Source organism: Petroclostridium xylanilyticum, assembly GCF_002252565.1.
Lineage (GTDB): Bacteria > Bacillota > Clostridia > SK-Y3 > SK-Y3 > Petroclostridium > Petroclostridium xylanilyticum.
Genome location: NZ_NPML01000031.1, coordinates 1 through 22061, shown reverse-complemented (window position 1 = coordinate 22061; position 22061 = coordinate 1). Strand labels below are relative to the sequence as shown.

Annotated in this window: 19 protein-coding genes; all 19 read right to left on the bottom strand. The window is 39.7% G+C overall.

Annotated elements, in window-relative coordinates; all coding sequences use genetic code 11:
* Positions 1–48 precede the first annotated feature (48 nt).
* On the bottom strand, positions 49–1398 hold the full coding sequence (gdhA, locus tag CIB29_RS18095) for an NADP-specific glutamate dehydrogenase (protein WP_094552168.1): 1350 nt from the start codon (positions 1396–1398) through the stop codon (positions 49–51).
* Between the two features lie 473 nt (positions 1399–1871).
* Positions 1872–3266: an NADPH-dependent glutamate synthase gene (gltA, locus tag CIB29_RS18090; protein ID WP_094552166.1), complete on the bottom strand. Its 1395-nt coding sequence runs from the start codon at positions 3264–3266 to the stop codon at positions 1872–1874.
* Positions 3259–4104, bottom strand: coding sequence for a sulfide/dihydroorotate dehydrogenase-like FAD/NAD-binding protein (locus tag CIB29_RS18085; protein WP_094552164.1), 846 nt, complete (start codon positions 4102–4104; stop codon positions 3259–3261). Before CIB29_RS18085 ends, gltA begins: the two co-directional genes overlap by 8 nt.
* Before the next feature lie 275 nt (positions 4105–4379).
* Complete coding sequence (locus CIB29_RS18080) at positions 4380–5468, bottom strand: zinc-binding dehydrogenase (RefSeq protein WP_198543980.1); 1089 nt, start codon at positions 5466–5468, stop codon at positions 4380–4382.
* A gap of 200 nt (positions 5469–5668) precedes the next feature.
* The gene (locus CIB29_RS18075) at positions 5669–6667 is read right to left on the bottom strand and encodes a LacI family DNA-binding transcriptional regulator (RefSeq protein ID WP_242965340.1); all 999 of its coding nucleotides are present in this window, start codon (positions 6665–6667) and stop codon (positions 5669–5671) included.
* Positions 6668–6979: 312 nt separating this feature from the next.
* The gene (locus CIB29_RS18070; RefSeq protein WP_094552159.1) at positions 6980–8986 is read right to left on the bottom strand and encodes an FAD-dependent oxidoreductase; all 2007 of its coding nucleotides are present in this window, start codon (positions 8984–8986) and stop codon (positions 6980–6982) included.
* A gap of 112 nt (positions 8987–9098) precedes the next feature.
* The gene (locus CIB29_RS18065; RefSeq protein ID WP_242965338.1) at positions 9099–10469 is read right to left on the bottom strand and encodes an oxidoreductase; all 1371 of its coding nucleotides are present in this window, start codon (positions 10467–10469) and stop codon (positions 9099–9101) included.
* A gap of 257 nt (positions 10470–10726) precedes the next feature.
* A complete protein-coding gene (locus CIB29_RS18060) occupies positions 10727–12049 on the bottom strand; it encodes a putative glycoside hydrolase (RefSeq protein WP_094552154.1) in 1323 nt (440 codons plus the stop codon).
* Positions 12050–12339: 290 nt separating this feature from the next.
* Positions 12340–13974, bottom strand: a complete 1635-nt coding sequence (locus tag CIB29_RS18055) for a putative manganese-dependent inorganic diphosphatase (RefSeq protein ID WP_094552151.1) — start codon at positions 13972–13974, stop codon at positions 12340–12342.
* Between the two features lie 154 nt (positions 13975–14128).
* Positions 14129–15103, bottom strand: coding sequence for an RnfABCDGE type electron transport complex subunit B (gene rnfB / locus CIB29_RS18050; protein ID WP_094552148.1), 975 nt, complete (start codon positions 15101–15103; stop codon positions 14129–14131).
* Positions 15104–15172: 69 nt separating this feature from the next.
* Positions 15173–15754: an electron transport complex subunit RsxA gene (rsxA, locus tag CIB29_RS18045; protein WP_341444448.1), complete on the bottom strand. Its 582-nt coding sequence runs from the start codon at positions 15752–15754 to the stop codon at positions 15173–15175.
* Complete coding sequence (rsxE, locus tag CIB29_RS18040) at positions 15754–16359, bottom strand: electron transport complex subunit RsxE (RefSeq protein WP_094552145.1); 606 nt, start codon at positions 16357–16359, stop codon at positions 15754–15756. The genes rsxA and rsxE overlap by 1 nt, the downstream gene beginning before the upstream one ends.
* Positions 16360–16375: 16 nt before the next feature.
* A complete protein-coding gene (locus CIB29_RS18035) occupies positions 16376–16954 on the bottom strand; it encodes an RnfABCDGE type electron transport complex subunit G (protein ID WP_094552143.1) in 579 nt (192 codons plus the stop codon).
* Positions 16947–17930: an RnfABCDGE type electron transport complex subunit D gene (locus CIB29_RS18030; protein WP_094552140.1), complete on the bottom strand. Its 984-nt coding sequence runs from the start codon at positions 17928–17930 to the stop codon at positions 16947–16949. Before CIB29_RS18030 ends, CIB29_RS18035 begins: the two co-directional genes overlap by 8 nt.
* A gap of 27 nt (positions 17931–17957) precedes the next feature.
* The gene (rsxC, locus tag CIB29_RS18025; protein WP_198543979.1) at positions 17958–19283 is read right to left on the bottom strand and encodes an electron transport complex subunit RsxC; all 1326 of its coding nucleotides are present in this window, start codon (positions 19281–19283) and stop codon (positions 17958–17960) included.
* A gap of 408 nt (positions 19284–19691) precedes the next feature.
* Complete coding sequence (locus CIB29_RS18015) at positions 19692–20786, bottom strand: sodium ion-translocating decarboxylase subunit beta (RefSeq protein WP_094546717.1); 1095 nt, start codon at positions 20784–20786, stop codon at positions 19692–19694.
* 117 nt (positions 20787–20903) lie between these two features.
* On the bottom strand, positions 20904–21302 hold the full coding sequence (locus tag CIB29_RS18010; protein WP_094546643.1) for a biotin/lipoyl-containing protein: 399 nt from the start codon (positions 21300–21302) through the stop codon (positions 20904–20906).
* Between the two features lie 37 nt (positions 21303–21339).
* Complete coding sequence (locus CIB29_RS18005; protein WP_094546641.1) at positions 21340–21708, bottom strand: OadG family protein; 369 nt, start codon at positions 21706–21708, stop codon at positions 21340–21342.
* Positions 21709–21823: 115 nt separating this feature from the next.
* On the bottom strand, positions 21824–22061 hold a 238-nt coding region (locus CIB29_RS18000; protein ID WP_278335893.1), incomplete at its 5' end, for a carboxyl transferase domain-containing protein.

Here is a 22061-nt window from a genome sequence, read left to right as displayed (position 1 = left end):
GATAAGGATATATCCTTATCGCTTTTCATAACTGACTTGAAACCATTTTTAGTATGCGATTCCGTGAGCATACATAGCTTTTGCAACTTTCATGAATCCTGCGATGTTAGCACCTACAACAAGGTTGCCTTCATAACCGTATTCCTTTGCAGCAGCGCTAGCGTTTCTATAAATATTCACCATAATATCTTTAAGCTTTGCGTCTACTTCTTCGAAAGTCCAGGAATATCTCATGCTGTTCTGGCTCATTTCAAGGGCTGAAGTTGCAACACCACCGGCATTAGCAGCTTTAGCCGGGCCAAAAAGAACCCCGTTATTTAAGAATACTTCAACAGCTTCCGGAGTTGAAGGCATGTTAGCACCTTCTGCAACTGCAAAGCAGCCGTTTGCAACAAGTGTCTTGGCAGCTTGTTCGTCAAGCTCGTTTTGTGTAGCACATGGAAGAGCAATATCACACTTAATATTCCAAATACCGGAGCATCCTTCATGATATTCTGCAGATGGATGATAATTTACATATTCCTTAATTCTCTTTCTTTCTACTTCTTTGATCTGCTTAACTGTATCCAGTTTGATTCCGTCCGGATCATATATGTAACCGTTGGAGTCACTTAAAGCAACAACCTTACCACCTAATTGATGAACTTTTTCAGTGGCATAGATTGCAACATTACCGGAACCGGAAACTACAACAGTCGAACCATTGAAGGATTTACCCTGTGCATTCATCATTTCTTCGGTAAAATAGCAAAGACCATAACCAGTTGCTTCTGTTCTTACAAGGCTTCCGCCATAAGTTAAGCCCTTACCGGTTAGAACACCTGTAAATTCATTTCTAATTCTCTTATATTGTCCATACATATATCCGATTTCACGAGCGCCCACACCAATGTCTCCTGCTGGAACGTCAGTGTCAGCACCAATATGCCTCTGAAGCTCAGTCATAAAGCTCTGGCAGAATCTCATAACTTCCATATCGGATTTGCCTTTGGGATCGAAATCGGAACCACCTTTACCGCCACCAATTGGCAAACCGGTTAAGGAGTTTTTGAAAATTTGTTCAAATCCTAAGAATTTAATAATACCAGCATAAACAGATGGATGGAATCTCAGACCACCTTTATATGGTCCGATTGCACTGTTGAATTGAACTCTGAAACCTCTGTTAACCTGAACCTTACCATTGTCATCTACCCATGGTACTCGGAAATAGATTACTCTTTCAGGCTCAACAATTCTGTCGATAATACCAGCCGCAACAAACTCAGGATGTTTTTCCACTACCGGTTCCAAAGATTCCAGTACTTCTCTTACAGCCTGATGAAATTCAGGTTCGGCCGGGTTTCTTTGAATAACTTTTTCCATTACTTCTGCTAAATAAGCACTTTTAAAAGACATTTAATTTACCCCCTTGTAAATTAATTGAACTCAGTTTTTTGGCTGCAGATTTCCTTCGCTTCCCCAAACGAATTCATCAAAACTCATGCTGTATAGCCGACAGCACAAGTTTGCCAAAAACTTAGTATAATTATATTGCACTCGATCAAATTTTGCAATAGGTTTTCATAAAAATTTCAAAATTAAGACCAGCAAAAAACAACAATGCAAGAGGTGTTCTGTGTCTCCATTTGCTATCTATCACGTGTTTAAATATATTTCATTGTATACATACACATGTTTTTTGCTTTTTTTTATAAAAAACTTGCAATAAATGCAATAAAAATTGCAAAATTCATGTGACATAAAATATTCCAAATCTTACTTCTTCTTTATGTATTTTTTCTTATTTGCCGATAAAAAATTCACAGTTAACAATTCACCTGTTTTTACTTTACAAAAATTCTGTGAACTGTTAACTGTGAACTATAAACTTATTCTTTAGACATTATATACTTATGAATAGCTTTAGCAGCTGTTTTTCCTGCCCCCATAGCCAAGATTACGGTTGCCGCTCCTGTTACGGTATCTCCTCCGGCATATACACCTTTCTTACTGGTTGCACCGGTTTCTTCATCTACAATGATACCACCCCATTTATGGGTTTCCAATCCTTCTGTTGTAGACTTAATGAGTGGATTAGGGGTCTGCCCTATTGCAATGATTACAGTTTCAACTGCTATCTCGTGTTCTGACCCTTTTTTTGCAACTGGTCTTCTTCTTCCTGACGCGTCCGGTTCTCCCAGTTCCATTTCTATACATTCTATAGCTTTTACCCATCCGTCTTCTGTACCTATGATTCTTGTGGGATTGGTAAGCAGCTTAAATTGAATGCCCTCTTCTTTTGCATGGTGTACTTCTTCTAACCTTGCAGGCATTTCTGCTTCAGAACGTCTGTAGATGATGTATACTTCTTCCGCTCCCAGCCGTTTTGCACTTCTTGCAGCATCCATTGCAACGTTTCCTCCACCTACTACCGCCACTCTCTTTCCTACCCTAACCGGAGTATCGCATTCAGGAAATTTGTATGCTTTCATGAGGTTTATTCTGGTTAAAAACTCATTGGCTGAGTATACACCGTTTAGGTTTTCTCCAGGAATGTTTAAAAAGCTTGGAAGTCCAGCTCCTGAACCTATAAATACTGCTTCAAATCCCTCTTCCATCAGTTCATCGATGGAGTATACCTTACCTATTACCATATTGGTTTTTATATCTACACCCATTTCCTTTAGGGTATCTATTTCTTTTTGTACAATTTCTTTTGGCAATCTGAACTCAGGAATACCATACATCAATACGCCACCGGGTGTATGGAAAGCTTCAAAGATGGTTACGTCATATCCCAGTTTAGCCAGGTCTCCTGCACAGGTAAGTCCTGCTGGCCCGGCACCGATGACAGCTACTTTCTTGCCGTTTGGTTCTGCCTTTTTGATTTCTTCTTTACCGTTTTTCATATGCCAGTCGGCTACGAACCTTTCCAGTCTTCCTATACCTACCGATTCTCCCTTTTTAGCCCTTACACATAATTGCTCACACTGGGTTTCCTGCGGACATACCCTGCCGCATACGGCCGGAAGGGCATTGGTTTCCTTTACCTTCTGGTAGGCTCCTTCAAAGTCCCCTTCTGCTACCAGTTTTATAAAGTCGGGTATCTGCACATTTACAGGACACCCGTTTACACAGGGTCTGTGCTTACACTGCAGGCATCTTTGTGCTTCTTCCTTTGCCATCTCTTCGGTATATCCTAAAGCTACTTCCAGGAAGTTTTTATTTCTTACATTAGGGTCTTGTTCAGGCATTGCTACTTTTTTTAGTGACATATTAGCCATTTACAATACCCCCTATCTTGCATTCATGAGCATCATCGGATAGTTTTTCGTGCTCTTTGTACATTCTCTGTCTTCTCATGGCCTCATCAAAATCTATTAGATGTCCATCAAAATCAGGACCGTCTACACAAGCAAATTTTGTTTGTCCTCCAACGGTTACACGGCAGCCACCGCACATTCCTGTCCCGTCAATCATAACAGGATTCATGCTTACCACTGTTTTTATACCATATTGTTTAGTAAGCTCACAAACAACCTTCATCATGATTAATGGCCCGATGGCAATAACCATATCATATTGATTTCCTTCTTCTATAAGCTGTTTCAGTACGTCGGTAACAAAACCTTTATTTCCATTGGAACCATCGTCTGTAGTGATATATACTTTGTCACTTACTGCTCGTACTTCATCTTCCAGGATAATAAGGTCTTTATTTCTAAATCCAATAATGGAATGAACTTCTGTACCCATACTGTGAAGTTTCTTAGCCTGCGGATAAGCAATGGCCGTCCCCAGACCTCCACCGATGACTGCCACCTTTTTTAAACCATCTAAGTGGGATGCTACCCCTAATGGTCCGACAAAATCCAGGATACTATCACCTTCACTTAAAGTCCCAAGAAGCTTGGTAGTCTTTCCAACTTCTTGAAAGATGATGGTTACTGTACCTTTTTCCCTATCATAGTCTGCTATGGTAAGTGGAATTCTTTCTCCACCGTCATAAACCCTCAGGATGATGAACTGCCCCGGTTCTGCTTTTCTTGCTATAGCCGGTGCTTCGATCTCCATCAGCTTTACCTGAGGATTTAACACCTTCTTTCTTACTATCTTATACATCTTGACCCTCCCTAAATCTTTAAAATTGCAAGGACTCCCCCAAAGCTCCTGCAAAATATTTGCTATGAATTTTACATAACAGTTTCTAAAATTTATATGATTACAGCCACTTATGCAGTGTTTTACAATTATATATAATATACATTAAATTTGATGCTTTTGCAAGTATAGATGTTATCTGTGAAATAATTAACATATTTGTTTATAAAAGTATATTTTTGATAAGATATTGTTTTAGATATGGTTTTTAGTATAAAAGGTGATTTTAACAGTTTTTAAGGCAATAATACAGCTTTTAAAGCATCTCTACTGTCCATTACAGCAAGTGCCTCGTTAGCCTGTTCTAATGGAAAACGATGGGTAATCATTTTGCTGAATAACTCTTTATTATTAAGTACTAAATGCATAGCCTGGTAGGTATGACGTGTATCACTTACCCAAACTCCCTGGATTTTAACATTTTTACGCACTATGTCCAGGTAAAAGTCAACTTGTTCTACTCCTGCCGGTTGAGCATAACCGGTAGATAAGTATGTCCCCCCGGTCCTTAAAAGTTTAATCCCTTCCTCAACCACACCCTTGGAACCCACAGCTTCTATCACCAAATCCACTCCACGTCCATGAGTTAGATTCATAACCTGCTCTTTTCTTTCCTCAGCAGTTGTTTCCTTACGATTTAAAGTAACAGTTGCTCCAAACTCTTTACAAAGTTCTAGCCGCCCTGTTGAACCACCAATAACAATTATTTCTGAAGCGCCCAAACTCCTGGCAAAAGCTACTGCATATACTCCTAACGGTCCGGGTCCCTGTATCAGGACAGTGTCTCCTACTGAGGATTTAACTATATCAAAGGCATGCGCAATGGTAGCCCCCGAGCAAGAAGCTGAAACCAGGATAGCAGGATCCACTTTTTCCTTTACTTTGAAAATATCTGTATCAGCCGTCAAAATTACATACTCTTCATAGCATCCATTTAAATAAGGAGCTATATTGCAAGAGCGATTTATCCCATAGACCTTCCGGTTCTGGCACAATGATGGATCGTTTAAAACTTTACAGGCAAAACACCTGCCGCAAGTAATTCCACGGTTCCACAACACCAGATCACCAATTTTAAGACTTCCCCCTCCGACGCATTCACGTTTTCCTTTGATATCTGCTATGGTCCCAATTCCCTCATGGCCCAATATGATTGGCAGCGGTGTGCGGGGGTCTTCTCCTTTCCACATATGCACATCCGAGCCGCAAACTCCGGCTGCATTTATTTTTACAAGCACTTGTCCTTCATCCAGAAGAGGAATTTCTATTTCTGATACTTCCAAAGGCTTTTTAAAACCGGTTAATACCATTGCTCTGCTCTTCAACTTTTTCACCTTCTTTGAAATTGATACTTATGCAATCGTTTGTGTAAACTTAAAAAATATATACTATATAGTTCACAGTTAACAGTTTTCAGTTCACAGTAGCAAACGATTTAATAGCTTTTACTGTGAACCGTGAACTTATTGACTTTATCTGCCATGTAAAATCATTATCAGTAAATATATAATTCTGTTTTGTCGTCTTATCGAGTTGATTTGCGTATAATTAGCTCAACTTCCATGACATCTACCGTTGGTTTTTTAGCCCGTTTGCTATTAATTAAGCGAATAAGTTTGTTTGCTGCATTTGCCCCCATCTCATACAGCGGTTGTGCTACCGTTGTAAGCGGAGGATCAAGCAATGCACTAATTTCCAAATTATCAAAACCTATTACCGAAACGTCTTCCGGTACCCTCAAGCCGTAGTCCTTTATTGCCCGGATAATACCTATGGCCTTAGGGTCACTGGTTGCAAACACGGCATCCGGTACACTTCCCTGCTCTAAAAGTCCAAGCATAGAATAGTATCCGTTTCCATTGTCTGAAACCCCGTCAATAATAAATTCATCAATAACCGGCAACCCCGCATCCTGAAGCGCTTTTTTATATCCTTCAAAGCGTTCACGATATAGGGTTAACCCTAGGCTGCCGTTAACAATAGCAATCTTCTTATGTCCGGTTTTAATCAAGTAAGAAACAGCTTCATACGCACCCTTGAAATTATTGCTAATTACTGCATCCACTTTGTCTTCCATGTGCCTTACCAGCAGCACCACCGGAAAGTCCTTTTCCTTAAGTTCCAGAATATGATGACTATCTTTTTGAGCTGTAGCAAAAATTAGTCCGTCTACCCATCGTTTTTGTAATTTATCTACATAATCCAGTTCTACCCGCAAGTCCTCATCAGTATTGCATAATATAACGGTAAACCCATTTCTTCTTGCTACATCCTCTACACCTCTTGCAACTGCTGGAAATACCGGATTGCGAATATTAGGGATTATTAGTCCAATAGTATTGGTCCGTCCCTCTTTTAAACCCTTTGCCAGTACATTGGGTTGGTAATTAAGAGCCCGAACTGCCTCCATTACTTTTTCTTTTGTTTCTTTATCTACAGGGATTTTCCCGCTTAGAGCCCGTGAAACGGTGCTGGGTGACACGCCAGCCCTTTGAGCTACATCTTTAATAGTAACCATATTCATTTCCTTTCGGTTAATACAATCGTTTGTGTGTTATAAATGATATATTCGATATGGCTTTAAAAATTCCTGCTTTTTATAAAAAAAGGTTTAAAATAAATTTTAAAATAATGAAGCCTTTTTTGAAACACATGACGGAAAGTAATATATAAGGAAAAATTTATGCTTTCCTATACATTATATCGATAACCAATATCAAAATTATAAATAAATTAATGTAGTTATCGATGAAATGAATCAACTTTAAAATTAAATATTTAGCTTTAAAGTTGATTCATTATAATAAAATCTTTAAAAAATTTTTTAATGTGAATTTTATATGATCTCATCCCTCATAAAAGCATTCCAGGTATTTTCAAACCAGTGTTCCTCATCCGGTATAGGCCGGGCGTGTCTCCATTCAAATATGCATTGTCCGCCAACGTATGCAACTTCTTGAATTACATTGCCCAGCACCCCACTGTCCAATACAAAACGAAAATTATCACCCAAGCCTTCTACCGGTATTTGTCCGGTACTATTATGTATTAAATAGGAGCCTCGGCTTCCGCCACCCTTTTGGATATAGTCAGCTATAGCACAAAAATACACATACTGGGCAACAAGCAAATCCCAATTTTGGTAAGCGTAAGGTAAATCCTGCACACTAGAAAGCGTCGACATGTCCGGCAGCGCAGCCAGCGTCTTCCTGGCTTGTTCCGCTCCACTTTGTGCTGAGTCAAGCGAACGGATATGCGCCCCCATCTTCGTCATCCGTTCTCCGATTTCCTTACGAATTTGAATGATATTGCTTTTACTGCTTAAATAGGTTAAAAATTTCCTGCCTAAATCAAGTTTTTCCTCTATCTTATCCCGGGCGGCTTTTAAAAACTCGTACAAACTTAGGGGTTCATCTTTGTAACGGGCTGCAATAAACTGGGCTGCCCGAATACTTCCTACCTGCCCTGAGTTCAAAGCACTTCCCCCGGGCCGGTATACACCATGGCTCCCATTTACTTCTCCAACCGGAAAAAAGTGTTTTATGTTGCTCTCCCACCAGATATTGCCGCACAAACCTCCATTGTTGTGTTGTGCACAAACCGCAATTTCCAAATATTCCTTATACAAGTCAATGCCATGATCTTTATACAGGTTGATTGCCGGTTGATTCATATGCGCTAACCGCTCAATGGGAGTACCAAATAGTGCATTAGAATTTTTAAGATATTCATAACTCTCCTTCCCCAGCAATGAGAAATCCAGTTTACCATCCTGACTTCCCCAGGCAGGATTTTTGGTATAGTCTAAAAATACACGCCTTCCTTTAACAACTGATTCATGATATACAAGAATATCAATCAATGATGAACCATAATTCATTACTTTTCTTGGATCAAAAGGCCACTGATATCCTTTTAGAAAGATTGCATCAAGCATCCTGCCAGGACTATCAAAATATTCTTCTAAAAATTCCCTTTCATCACTACCATCCCGGTTTGTTGAAATGTACCGTGGAAGTACCTGCTGGAAGGTCCCGGATAAATTCCACCGGAATTTAACAGAAGCAATTCCATACTGGGATTCAGTTAAATTCTTTCCTTTAACCCCTGCCTCAAAGGCAATTCCACTAGCCCCGGTTTGACTTTCGGGATATACAGAAGTAGCGTAAATTCCCGCCGGCCCTCCGGTTGCATAGACAATGTTCGTACAATTGAAAAGAACATACCTTCTATCCGGGTCTTCTAATCCATTTAGGTTTAAAGCTATAAGCCCAATCGCTTTAACTGAATCTGAATCTCTATCTTTATCTCTATCTGTCAGAATTCCGATAACCTGGTATCCGTCAAAAATCGTAATACCCTTTTGCATAACCTGTTCCTGAAGCTTTTCAGTCATGTATTTTGACGTCAAAGGTCCTGCGGAAGTAGCTCTTTGACGGGGATCATGGTCTGTTTTATAACCTACATACTCACCGTAGCGATTATGTGGAAAAGGAACTCCAATATCTACAAGACGATAGAAAGCTTGTGGCGATAAAGCTGCCTCAACCAGGGCAATGTCACCATCCATGCTGCCTCCATCGTACAGGGTTTTTGCCATATCCATGACTGAATCCTTTGTTTCTCCGGCTAGAGTTAACTTATAATAGGTCTGTTTATCCGAACCGGTATTCCTGGACGTACCCATGTTCAGCCCTTCGGTCACAAGCGCAATATCCTTTTGTCCAAAAGTATACAAACGATCTGCAGCATTCAACCCCGCCGCCCCCGAACCGACAATAACGGTATTTAAAGAATAAACGTCAATTTTTATTCCTTGCAACTCAATACAATCTTTTTTCAACGTTATTCTCCTCTCTCAGTTTACAATTCCCAGTATTAAATGTATATTTTGCTGTGAACAGTGAACTATGAACTTGCTAATTCTTAATTCTCAATTTTCAATGCTCAATTCCCTATATGTGTTCCGCAACATGTTCCCCCTTTATTGGTGGTTTTCCCTGCCTACCTTCTTTATAAATAGGCCCATACACTTTTGCATCCTTAGGTACACAACCACTTTTTCCGCCATCCCGCATAATTACTGTACAATTGCTGCAAGCAATACAGCATTTATCCCTTTCCATAGCACCCTTTTCTATAATATCCCGTGCAAAATCAGGGTAGGCAAAGGCCTGGCGGCCAAAACCTGCAAGTTTGAACCATCCTTCTTTGATTCCTCCAGCAGCAACATAGGGTGCAAATTCCCTGAGCCAGCTAAAACCGGTAGATACCACAGCCATATCCGGTATACTCTGTTGAATCTCCCTTATAATCCTCAGCATCTTTGCGATTCCTTCTAATGGATGTTGAGGAGGAGTATACGGACCAACATCATAGGGCCGGCCTACATGTGGATTATAATAAGGGTTCCCACAGCTTATATTAATCAACTTAATTCCCTTATCATGAAGAATTTTTATTAATTGAATTGGTTCAGACAAGTCAGGTTTATGAGAATCCTCTTTGCTCACCCCCCAGCCATAAGGATAGGGAATGGCATCATAGGCATTCATTCTGAGTGTAATATCAATAGAATTACCTAATCTGGCTTTAATTTTATCAACGATATTTAATAAAAATCTGGTCCTGTTTTCAAAGCTTCCCCCATATTTTCCTTCCCGCGTAAAAGCTGATAAAAGCTCTGAACTCAAATAGCGGTGGCAGCTTTTAATATCTACTGCATCAAATCCTATTTCCCTGGCAAGTTCTGCGGCTTCTACAAAACGGTCTTCCAGCTTCTCCAGTTCTTCATCAGAAATAATAGGATAATCATTAGGTAAATTGCCATCCAGATAAGGATTTTTTGCTGCAATAACTGGTTCCGGTTTTCCTTCCGGTTTGCTGTACCTTCCTGAGTGTGTTAATTGCAACACGGTATAGGGTTTATAACCCGAGCCGAATTCTTTTTTTGCTGATTTTATCATATCATCCAATAATTTTTGAAATGATTCCTTATTTTGAGCACAGATGTATAATTGCCGCGGATTAGCCCTGCCCTCATGGACAACGGCAGCTGCTTCTACCCACAGGAGGCCTGCTCCTCCCCTGGCAAACCGCTCATACCGCCTAAAGGTAAGTTCATCCGGCTTACCATCCAGTGTCCCATCACAGCCTTCCATTGGATGGATAGCAAGAGCATTTGGGATGACCTTGTTGCCAACTTGAACAGGTCTTTTTAACAGTTCAAGGTTTTTATCCAAAGGGATGTCAAGGCCTAAAGCTGCTATATCAGCTTTCATATCTCCAATTGCTTCATATTGAAATCGCTTATGTTCTGACATCATTTTTCCCTCCAACTATGCAATGGTTTGTGCAATCGTTTGTGTATAATTATATTTATTCGTCATCTATTCAAAAAATCCTTCTTTTTTAAAAAAATTTTTTAAAATATCGATAACCAATATTAAAGTTAAAAATAAATTAATATAGTTATCGATGAAATTAACCAACTTTAATATTTAAATCTTTAGTATTAAAGTTGGTTAATTATAAAAAAGGCTTCAAATAAACTTTAAAATAGTGAAGCCTTTTTTGAAACGCATTATTCCTTTAACAATCCATCTTCTGAATACTTGGTATCTGGATCCCATAAAATCCATTCTTCCAATCCCGCATCATAAGTCGCTTTGATTTGCTGTCTTACCTGTTGTCCACCGTAAATTTGATAATTTCCTTTACCAAGATAAGATGCGGTAAAGTCTTGCAGCCATGGCCTTATTTTTGCCTTGGCCTGACTTTTTTCCAGCCTTTCTTTCGCAAGCACTAAAGTATTATACACAACCCCATAAGGCTCCAGGTCCGGATACTTAAATAACACACCGTTAACCTTTTGTCCTACCCCGTTTTGAGCAACATTTGCATAATGGGATGGATATACCATCGGGCATATATAATCAATATCCTTTGAGACCATCTCAAGGTCTTGGCCTATTTGTTCATAGTCCCCTTCTACTACAGGAACAATGCCGAAAATATCGGCAGATACGTCTATCCCTAAAGGTTCCAGTTCCTTTTTAGCATAAGCTAGAAACTCGGATATTGCTTCGGCTTTAGTCTTGGTTTTTCCAATTTCACCGTAGTCTATTATTTTTACATTCCCATCAGTAGGAAAGCGCACATAATCATACTGGATTTCTTTAAATCCTAACTGAACGGCTTCTTTGGAAATATCTATTAAATATTTCCATGTTTCCTTGTTATATGGATTCAACCATGCATTTCCTTTTTTATCTCTCCATATGGTTCCGTCCTTTGTCTTTATAGCCAATTCAGGACGCTTTTCACTTGCTATAGGGTCCTTAAAACTTACAACCCTTGCTATAGGATATATGTTATTTTCTTTTAATGTAGCCATTAACTGCTGTATATCCCCAACCATATTTACCGCTGCACCAAGCTCTTTCGCTAACAGTACGTTGGATATATAAGTCATTTTTCCCCTATCTTCTTTTACGTCTATTACCATGGCATTAAGTTCAGTTCTATTAACCAGATCTACCAGTTGGTTAAAACGAGTTTTTGTTCCTGCAATCCATCCTGTAACATATATCCCTTTGACCTTTACCGGTTCTTTTTTTACAGGTTCCTGCTTAACAGGTTCTTGGTTTACAGGTTCCTGTTTTGCTGGTTCCTGATTTGTATTTGAATCGGTCTGCGGCTGTTCCGTCTGCTGTTTCGGTTCCGCCGGAACATTCTCATTATTCTTTTCCGGCTCTTTTATATCAGTCTCACTTTTAGGAGCCTGTTCTTTTGCAAAGAGTCTATTATTCAATCCTCCAATGCTCAAATAAGACAATAAAATAATTGCAATTGCTAACCCAACTAAAACAAAAACAATTTTGTACCTTTTTACAAATTCACCCATAATTCACCCTACATTTCTCATTCAAATCCTTTTTAATGATAATTGAACTTTGATCAATACCGGCATATATTAAATACTACAAATATTTTCTTAATATTATCTCACCACTCCCAACTAACTTTAAGAGTCAAGCATTTAAAAGTTTCACCTGTTGCTTACTTGTATTATTATTCGACATAAAACCTTAAATTCCTCCATTTTTTATTTACTAATTATTTACTATTCTTTTTAAATATAGTAACTACTCAGCGGTTGATAAATATCCTTCCAATTGAAGCCGGAAAAAACTTTTAAATATTCATCGCAAGACGTGGAATGATCTGTTTTTTCCTCGATACCACACCTTCTAAAAAGACGGATTTTTTCTCATCTTCAATACCAAAGGCCGTTCTTATCCGGTCAACTTCCGGTCCCTCAAAAATCAATTCAGAACCCTGTCTTAATAGGTCGGTAACCATCAGCAAAACTGCATCATATTTCCCATTTTCTGCTTTTTCTTTCATTAATTCTTTTAGTTGTTCTCTCTTATCGTCCAGTTCACCCAGGTCCATTGTATTAATTTGAGATACACTAAACCTATATTTTCCTAGATTATATTCCTTAATATCATTCATCAATATTTCCACCGGGGTTTTCTTTACTATGGAAGCTCCTGCTTTAAGCATTTCATAACCAAAAGTATTAATGTCAATATCTGCTATCTCAGCAAGCAGATTTGCGGTTTCTATATCAACCGTTGTACAGGTGGGAGATTTAAATAGCAGGGTATCTGAAATAATTGCAGCACATAATAAGCCTGCTATTTCTCTATCAGGCTTTAAATTGTTCTCAAAATACATGTTTGCCACAATAGTGGATGAACTTCCAACAGGTACATTCCGGACAAAAATAGGATTTCCTGTCTGGATGTCCCCCAGACGATGGTGATCTATAATCTCCAGTATCTCTGCCTGGTCAATCCCTTTAACCGTCTGACTGGTCTCATTGTGGTCTATTAAGACCACCTTTTTCTTCCTATAAGTCAAAAGCTGTTTTCTTGAAATAACCCCAACAACATTCCTGTTATAATCTATAACAGGGAAATATCTATGTCTCGATTCAAGCATAATATCTTTTATCTGGTCAATGTATTCATTATCATAAAAGTATATAATTTTTTCTGTCTTCATGATCTCTTTTACAGAGATACACTGGCTTATCAGACGGATTACAGATAACAAGTCATGCTCTACCTTTATAATCGCTTTATTCTTAATACTGGCATACTGGGCAAGCACTTCCTCATCTTTTTCTTTGAGATTTCCTACTACAAATATATAATTGGAATCGTATTCCATACTCTCTATCACATTACTTATATTGCCTGCTACCAGAATAAGATCATTATTCTTAATGGCAATAGCATCATTCCATGTAATATTATGATAGATGAACAGCCTTCCCGCCGTTTTTTTTATTAATTCTTCCCCCCATAAAACATGCGCCTCCAGTACTTCGATAATAGAACTGATTTCTACATTATATCTTTCCAGAAAGTCATTATCCTTTAATGCGATATAGGTCTGAGTAATATCACTTACTGATACAATACCTTTAAATAGATTATTTTGATCCCTTACCGGCAGCAGTGTATGCCCTTTATCCCTGATGATTTCCCATGCTCCCTTGATGGTCATATCCTGGGGGATAATATCAACAGTATAATAGTCCATATCCGATACCTGTGGTTTGACGTTTTCAATAAATAGTGGAGGGTCTACTTTAAAGTAGTCCAGTATGTATTTTGTCTCATCATTTATTTCCCCGATTCTGCAGGGAACATAATTTTCTTTCCCCAGCTTTTTTTTGAATGCTGCATAGCCAATAGCGGCACATATCGAATCACTGTCCGGATTTTTATGGCCTATTACGAATACTTTATCCATGCTATCACCTCTTTTTCTTTTATAGAGATAAAGATAAAGAATTTAAATTAATTTATTCTCTACTTATATCTTTAATCATAAAAATAGTATTCCCCAACATTATACTATAAATTAAAAAGAAGAGTGTCTTCAATTAACACTCTTCTGCAACGAATCATCTCATTTCGATACATTTCTTCGGACACTTGATTGCACATTGTTCACAGCCTACACATTTATCTTCGATAATTCTATGCTTGTTTTTGAGTTCACCTTCAACCGCATCAAATTTACACTGCTTCTTGCATATTGTACAGCCTATACAAGCGTCCTCATTAATATAAGCTTTCTTAATTTCAGCTTTTCCCCGAATGATCTTCTTTGGACATTTTACAACACACTGTGAACAGTTTACACATTTGCTGTAATCAATGATTGCAATATTGTCTACTACGTGTACTGCATCAAACTTACATGCCTTCTCGCAAATCTTACATCCAATACAGCCTACGTCACAATAATTCTTCACTTCGCCGCCTTTGTCTTTTGATTTACATCTTACCCAAGTCTCTTGACTTGCAGGTATAAGCTCTATTATATTCTTTGGACATGCCTTTACACATTTTCCACAGGCAGTACATTTTTCCGGATCTATTACAGCGATACCATTTTCTATCTTAATCGCCCCAAACTGGCATACCTTCACGCACGTTCCCAAGCCGGTACAGCCGTATGGACAGCTTTTTGGACCTCCACCCAGCTTGGAAGCAGCTACACAATCATCAATCCCGTAATATTCATATTTTTCTTTAGCTTTATCTTTAGTACCATGGCAGAGGACTTTTGCAACCATTCTCTCTGTGTCTTCAACAGTTACACCCATGATCTTGGCTATAGCAGCAGCACAAGCCGCGCCTCCAACAGGACAGCCGTTTACAGGTGCTTTACCCTCTACAATTGCAGCTGCTAATCCTCCGCATCCTGGGTATCCACAACCTCCACAGTTTGCACCAGGCAAAGCTTCAAGGACCATTGGAACCCTCTCATCAACTTCTACTGCAAACTTCTGTGAAGCATAAGCAAGCAGAGCACCGAAAGCTAAACCCATTCCGCCCAGGCTCAACACAGGAGCAAGTATTTTATCTATCATACATCAATTCACCCCATTCTAAAATAATTGAGAATTGATATCTCTCTATTCCCAATTCTACACTCTCAATTAAAATTTCAGTCCCTGGAATCCAAGGAAGGCTATTGACAGCAGTGCTGCTGTAATTAATGCAATAGGAAATCCTTGCAACGGCTTGGGAATATCCGAAAGCTCCAGTCTTTCCCTTACTCCTGCAAATAGGACAATTGCAAGTGTAAATCCGAGCGCAGCTGTTGTTCCGTATACCAGTGACTTAATAAAATTAAATTCTTTTTGAATGTTTAACAGTGCTACCCCTAGTACTGCACAGTTGGTTGTAATCAGAGGAAGGTAAATCCCCAATGCCTGGTAAAGGGTAGGACTCATCTTCTGTATTACCATTTCTACAAACTGTACCAGTGCGGCAATAACTAATATAAATGCAATAGTCTGCAAATATTGAATATTAAATGGAACCAATATAAATGCCTGTATGAGCCAGGTAATCAGTGAAGCCAATGCCATAACGAAAGTAACTGCCATACCCATTCCCAAGGCAGTTTCTACCTTCTTGGATACCCCAAGGAAAGGACAGATACCCAAGAACTTAACTAGTACAAAGTTTTCAATTAGGATCGCACCTAAAGCTATTACAATAAGTTCTTTAATCATTAAGCTTCACCTCTCTTTTTTCTTTCTGACCACCAATTCATGATTCCTAAAACAATTCCAAGTGTTAAGAAACCACCAGGAGGAAGAATCATAATAAGGGCCGGTTGGAAAGTCTCTCCAAACAATTTCATTCCCAGAAATGTTCCATTACCCAATATTTCTCTCACACTTGCTAAAATAATAAGAGCAAGTGTAAATCCCAAACCCATTCCCAATCCATCGGCTGCCGATTTTCCAACATCGAACTTATAAGCAAATGCTTCTGCTCTGGCAAGTATAATACAGTTAACCACTATCAAAGGTATAAATATGCCAAGAGACTTTGACAGAGCAGGAAAGTATGCTTTGATAAGCATATCAATTAATGTCACGAAGCCGGCTATAATGACAATAAACGCCGGGATTCTAACTTTAGACGGTATAAACTTTCTCAGCAAAGAAATTACAACGTTAGAACCTATCAATACTGCTGTGGCTGAGAGTCCCATACCAATACCATTTACCACTGAAGTAGTAACAGCAAGGGTGGGACACATTCCGATCAGTTGTACAAATGTAGGATTTTCCTTAACGATACCCTTGAAAATCTCTTTATTTAAACTCACAATCCATTCCCCCCTGTTACTTATTTAATTTCTCTTTTACTATTTTTGTTGCAGTATTAACACCTTGCGTTACAGCATTAGATGTTATGGTAGCACCGCTAATCGCTACAATTTCATTGTCTTTTGGTGTTCCATTCTTAATTACAGCCAGCGGACTCGCAACAGACTTTCCGTTGTATTGGTCCTTGAACTTTGGCTCAGTTGCTTTTGTGCCAAGTCCGGGTGTTTCCTGGAAGTTCACTATATTTATTCCGGTAATCTTTTTAGAACTATCGATGCCCACGATCATGTCAATAGGTCCGCCAAAACCATTTGGTGCTACACCAACAGTATAACCAACAACCTTTCCGTCACTTTTTCCTGCATAGATATTTTTAACGATTTTATAATCGCCTTCACCTAAGCCTTCAACTTTTACCTCTTCAAATTCCGTAGCGGAAGGAAGTACAGATTTTCTTGCCTCATCCTGCAGTTGCTGGTTTAACGCCTCTATCTTTCCGGCTGTTGCCATATTACCTAATGCCAGTACCAGTGCTACAACAAATGTAATAGAAAATAATATTAAGCCTAATCTTACTATTTCATTATTACGCACGGGCCTTCACCTCCCCGAATTTTACAGGAGCTGTATACCTATCTATTAAAGGAGTTACCACATTCATAAGCAGTATGGAATAGGATACCCCCTCAGGATATCCGCCGTATAACCTTATAACAGAGGTAATTAGTCCACAGCCGATCCCCATAATAATCTGTCCTTTTGGTGTGACCGGAGAAGATGCATAATCGGTTGCCATAAAAAACGCCCCTAGGATTAGACCACCGGAAAGTACATGGTAGATAGCATTTCCTGTAAAAAAGCCGTCTTTGCCGAAAATGAAAGTAAATACTGCCACTGTGGCAATAAAGCTTACCGGTATTCTCCAACTGATTACTTTTTTATAGATTAGGTATCCACCGCCTAAAAGAAGCATAAGAACGGACGTTTCTCCTATACTTCCTCCTACATTCCCCATGAATAAATCCAAATAACCTGGCATTGCCTGTCCTACAGCTTCAGTTCCTTTTAAAATCGCTAAAGGAGTAGCTGAACTCACTACATCCGCAGCACCGGCAATGGGAAGCTGAGTAAAAGGCTGGACCCATTTGGTCATTGATACCGGCCACGAAGCAAGAAGGAATGCTCTTGCTGCCAGCGCGGGATTCATAAAATTCTGCCCTAAGCCACCAAACAATTGTTTTACAACAATAATTGCAAAAAATCCGCCTACTACAGGCATCCATAACGGTACTGTAACAGGAAGGTTAAACGCCAGTAATATCCCTGTTACTACTGCACTCCAGTCATTGATTGTAATAGGCTTTTTGCATAGCTTCTGCCATAAATATTCGGCAGCTATACAACTGAGTACGGTTATTGCAGTAACCAATAGTGCTCTAAATCCAAAATAGTACGCTCCTGCAATAAGAGCCGGACAGAGCGCAAGTACCACATCAAACATGATGCTGCTTACCGTTTCTCCTGATCTCACATGAGGAGATGAAGAAACAATTAGTCTATTGTTTATCATTTACAAACCCCCTTATTTCTTACTTTCTTACTTGCTTGCTCTTTTTTGTGCAATAATCGCCTGCTTTGCCCCTCTTATAGACTGTACCAAATGTCTCTTGGATGGACAGACATAAGAGCAACTTCCACATTCTATACAGTCCAGCGCATTATATTCTTCCGCTTTTTCCAAATTATTCTTAATTGCATAGGCACTTAAATAGATAGGCAGCAGGTTCATAGGACATGCATCTACACATTTACCACATCTTATACATGGGCTCTCAGGTTTAAAGGCTACATCTTTCTTGGTAAATGCTAACAGTCCCGATGTACCTTTTACTACCGGAACATCTATCGAAAACTGGGCGATTCCCATCATTGGACCACCCATTACAATCTTTGCAGGATCCTCTACAAAGCCTCCAGACTGTTCAAATAATACCTTGAAAGCTGTACCTAATCGTACAGCATAGTTCCTAGGTTCCTTAACTGCAGACCCTGATACAGTAACAATGCGCCTGATCAGAGGCATACCGGTTTTTATTGCCCGGGCAATAGCAGTACATGTATCGATATTATTTACGATTGCTCCAACATCAGCCGGAAGACCCCCTGAAGGAACTTCCCTGCCTGTAATAACCTTAATCAGCTGCTTTTCTGCCCCTTGAGGGTATTTAGTCTTAAGAACTACAACTTCTATTCCGCTCTCTTTTGCTGCATGTTCTTTCATGACTTTGATTGCATCCATCTTGTTTTCTTCAATGCCAATATAACCTTTGTTTAGTCCAAAAACCTTCATGATCGCTTTTAACCCATAAATAACTTCTTCCGGAGTCTCAAGCATTACCCTGTGGTCTGAAGTCAAATAAGGCTCACATTCGGCACCGTTAACAATAACATAGTCAATTTTCTTATCCGGCGGCGGTGATAACTTTACATGGGTTGGAAATCCTGCGCCACCCATACCTACGATACCGGCTTCTCGTACAATTTCTATAATTTGCTTTGGTTCAAGAGTAGAAAGGTCCCCCTTCGGAATTACACTTTCATGTACAATATCCTTACCGTCATTTTCAATGACAATCGCCATCACTTTTGACCCGTTCGGATGAAGCACAGGTTCAATTGCAACTACTTTTCCTGATACACTTGAGTGAATAGGCGCACTTACAAAAGCTTTAGAATCGGCTATTTTCTGCCCTACCTTCACTTCATCCCCTACGGCAACCAGAGGTTCGCAGGGCGCTCCAATGTGCTGCTGTACAGGGAAAATCAGTTTACCAGGTGCTTTTAATTCCATAATTGGTATTCTCTCTGTATGATGTTTATTATCATGAGGGTGAATACCGCCTTTAAATGTCAAAGCCTTCACTATTAACCTCACCTCTTTCATAATGTATGACAAAAATTATTATACAATGAATGTATACAAAATACAAATTAATTAAATTATTAACAAAGTTTTATGATAGAAAGAAAGTTGCTAAACTAGTTTAGCAACTCTTTTTATTATATATAAAAGGACGTACGATTTCAATGGAAATATCATATTAACTGCCACGCCGGGCGCACCCGGCACAAATAATGATGAAAATACATCTCTCGGATGGGTACCATCATATATTCCATGTTTTGCCGTCGGCTTATACCGGCGTCCGTGCCGGGATAAGCCTAAAATCACCCTCCATGGCGATTTTCCGGCTGCAACATTCCATATAGGATGATACCCATCCGAATCGGTCCTATTGTGTCTCGCATACTCCGAGCTCCGAACTCCAAGCTATTTTGCATACAATGCCAAAAATACGCCTGCTGCAACAGCAGAACCGATAACCCCTGCAACATTCGGGCCCATTGCATGCATCAGCAGGAAGTTTGCAGGATTCTCCTTTTGTCCGACAACCTGTGAAACCCTGGCAGCCATCGGCACTGCTGATACACCGGCAGAACCAATGAGAGGATTCACTTTTCCTCCGGTAACTTTGCACATGATTTTCCCCAAAATTACTCCGCCCGCGGTACTCATCGAGAACGCCAGCAGGCCTAACACTATTATTCCCAGTGTTTGTGGCTTTAAAAAGGTTTCTGCGTTTGCAGTGGCTCCTACCGTGGTGCCGAGGAAAATGGTAATGATGTTGATTAACTCATTTTGTGCTGTTTTATTGAGTCTATCCACTACGCCGCATTCTTTAAATAAGTTACCCAGCATCAACATTCCTACAAGTGCTGCCGCATCGGGCAATATGAGTGAAACAACAACTGTTACAACGATTGGAAATACTATCTTTTCGATTTTGCTAACAGGACGTAATTGTTCCATGACAATCATTCGTTCTTTTTTCGTAGTCAACGCTTTCATGATTGGCGGTTGTATGATTGGCACAAGCGCCATGTAGGAATAGGCTGCTACGGCAATTGCTCCAAGCAGATGAGGGGCTAGGGTCTTTGTTACAAAGATAGCTGTCGGGCCGTCGGCACCGCCGATGATTCCGATGGATGAAGCTTCTGCTACGTTGAATCCCAGTAATATTGCACCTATAAATGTAGTAAATATCCCTAGCTGGGCAGCTGCACCTAAAAGCAAGCTCTTAGGATTTGCAATCAACGGACCGAAGTCGGTCATGGCTCCAACACCTAAAAATATCAACGGTGGATAAATTCCCAGTTTAACTCCCAAATAGAGCAGGTCTAACAAGCCGCCCTCATTTGCAATTCTTTGTATATCCAGCTGCTTTCCCTGAAAAAGCTCCATATGGATGAGGCCTGCATTAGGTAAGTTTGCAAGCAGCATACCGAAAGCAATTGGTAAAAGCAGCAGCGGCTCGAATTTTTTGCCAATCGCCAGATATATCAATATTCCCGATATACAGAGCATGATTAAAGTAGGAAGAGTTACTTCATTTAGAGCAGTTTTATCTAAAAATTTTACAATTGCTTGTGAAAACAGATCCAAGTCTTATCCCTCCATTTCAGCAGGTAATATTCCTGTGCTTTAACCAATTGCAACAAGAACATCCCCGCTATTTACTGAAGCCCCCTTAGCAACGTTTACAGCTAAAACTTTTCCAGATTTAGGTGCCATAATTTCATTTTCCATCTTCATTGCTTCAAGGATACATACTACATCGCCTTCTTTTACAGTATCCCCTTCTTTTACATTTACGGCCATAATGGTCCCCGGCATTGGAGCGGTGATGCTGGTGGCAGATGCCGGTACGGCAGCCGGAGCAGCTTTAGGAGCCGGCGCAGCCGGAGCGGGAGCAGCCTTTGGAGCAGTTGCCGGGACAGCTGCAGGCCTGCTGACCGGTGCAGCAACAGGTGCACCATCTCTTATTTCTTCAACTTCTACCTCGTAAGATTTTCCATTTACGTTTATTATAAATTTCCTCATGTTTAACATCCTCCTGACTTATTGAATTTTTTAAAATTTATAGTCTGCTTTCTAATTGTTCTTTTCTGCTTACCGTATTCCATATGGGAGAAGTTTGTTCTATTCTCCTGAAGGATTTAATATTTAGGTTGTAAGTAGATTGATTAAGACTTGACGCTACTGCAGCAGTTAGGACTGCAATTAATTCGTCTTCATCTAACTCATCAAGCTCTTCCGTAGATACAGCTGGTTGCTGTATGACTTCTTGTTTTACTTCCGGCTTTTCCACTGTAACCGGAGCTTTTACCTCTGGCTTGTAAAAGACAATTCTCATACCTTCTAATAGTATCCAGAGGAGAATCAGCACCGAAAACACCGTACCCATACCAATTACAGTGACCGCCAGGCCTTCGTTTAAATGTTCCAACTAAATCACCCCGCTCTGATTTTATTTAACCACCCTGACCTGCCTTTAAAAGGCTGTAGATATTGACAAAAGAACCTGTGCAGTGGTTTTACTCCCCACTGTCCACTCCCTACTTTTATACAGGGATATTTCCATGCTTTTTAGCCGGCCTGTTTTCCCTTTTGCTTGCCAGCATTTCCAACGCACTGATAATTCTTGGCCTTGTGGAATCGGGTTCAATGACGTCATCGATATAGCCTCTTGCAGCAGCTACATATGGGTTGGCGAATTTATTTCTATATTCCTCAATTTTTTCATTTCTGGTAGCAACAGGATCAGCTGCATTTGCAATCTCTTTTCTGAAGATGATGTTG

Bases quoted from the DNA above. Each gene is read 5' to 3' on its own strand.
- gdhA (WP_094552168.1), bottom strand. From the start codon at position 1,398: ATGTCTTTTAAAAGTGCTTATTTAGCAGAAGTAATGGAAAAAGTTATT.
- gltA (WP_094552166.1), bottom strand. From the start codon at position 3,266: ATGGCTAATATGTCACTAAAAAAAGTAGCAATGCCTGAACAAGACCCT.
- CIB29_RS18085 (WP_094552164.1), bottom strand. From the start codon at position 4,104: ATGTATAAGATAGTAAGAAAGAAGGTGTTAAATCCTCAGGTAAAGCTG.
- CIB29_RS18075 (WP_242965340.1), bottom strand. From the start codon at position 6,667: ATGAATATGGTTACTATTAAAGATGTAGCTCAAAGGGCTGGCGTGTCA.
- CIB29_RS18065 (WP_242965338.1), bottom strand. From the start codon at position 10,469: ATGATGTCAGAACATAAGCGATTTCAATATGAAGCAATTGGAGATATG.
- CIB29_RS18060 (WP_094552154.1), bottom strand. From the start codon at position 12,049: ATGGGTGAATTTGTAAAAAGGTACAAAATTGTTTTTGTTTTAGTTGGG.
- CIB29_RS18055 (WP_094552151.1), bottom strand. From the start codon at position 13,974: ATGGATAAAGTATTCGTAATAGGCCATAAAAATCCGGACAGTGATTCG.
- rnfB (WP_094552148.1), bottom strand. From the start codon at position 15,103: ATGATAGATAAAATACTTGCTCCTGTGTTGAGCCTGGGCGGAATGGGT.
- rsxA (WP_341444448.1), bottom strand. From the start codon at position 15,754: ATGATTAAAGAACTTATTGTAATAGCTTTAGGTGCGATCCTAATTGAA.
- CIB29_RS18030 (WP_094552140.1), bottom strand. From the start codon at position 17,930: ATGATAAACAATAGACTAATTGTTTCTTCATCTCCTCATGTGAGATCA.
- CIB29_RS18015 (WP_094546717.1), bottom strand. From the start codon at position 20,786: ATGCTCTGTATATCGGGAATATTGATATATCTGGCGATTGGCAAAAAA.
- CIB29_RS18010 (WP_094546643.1), bottom strand. From the start codon at position 21,302: ATGAGGAAATTTATAATAAACGTAAATGGAAAATCTTACGAGGTAGAA.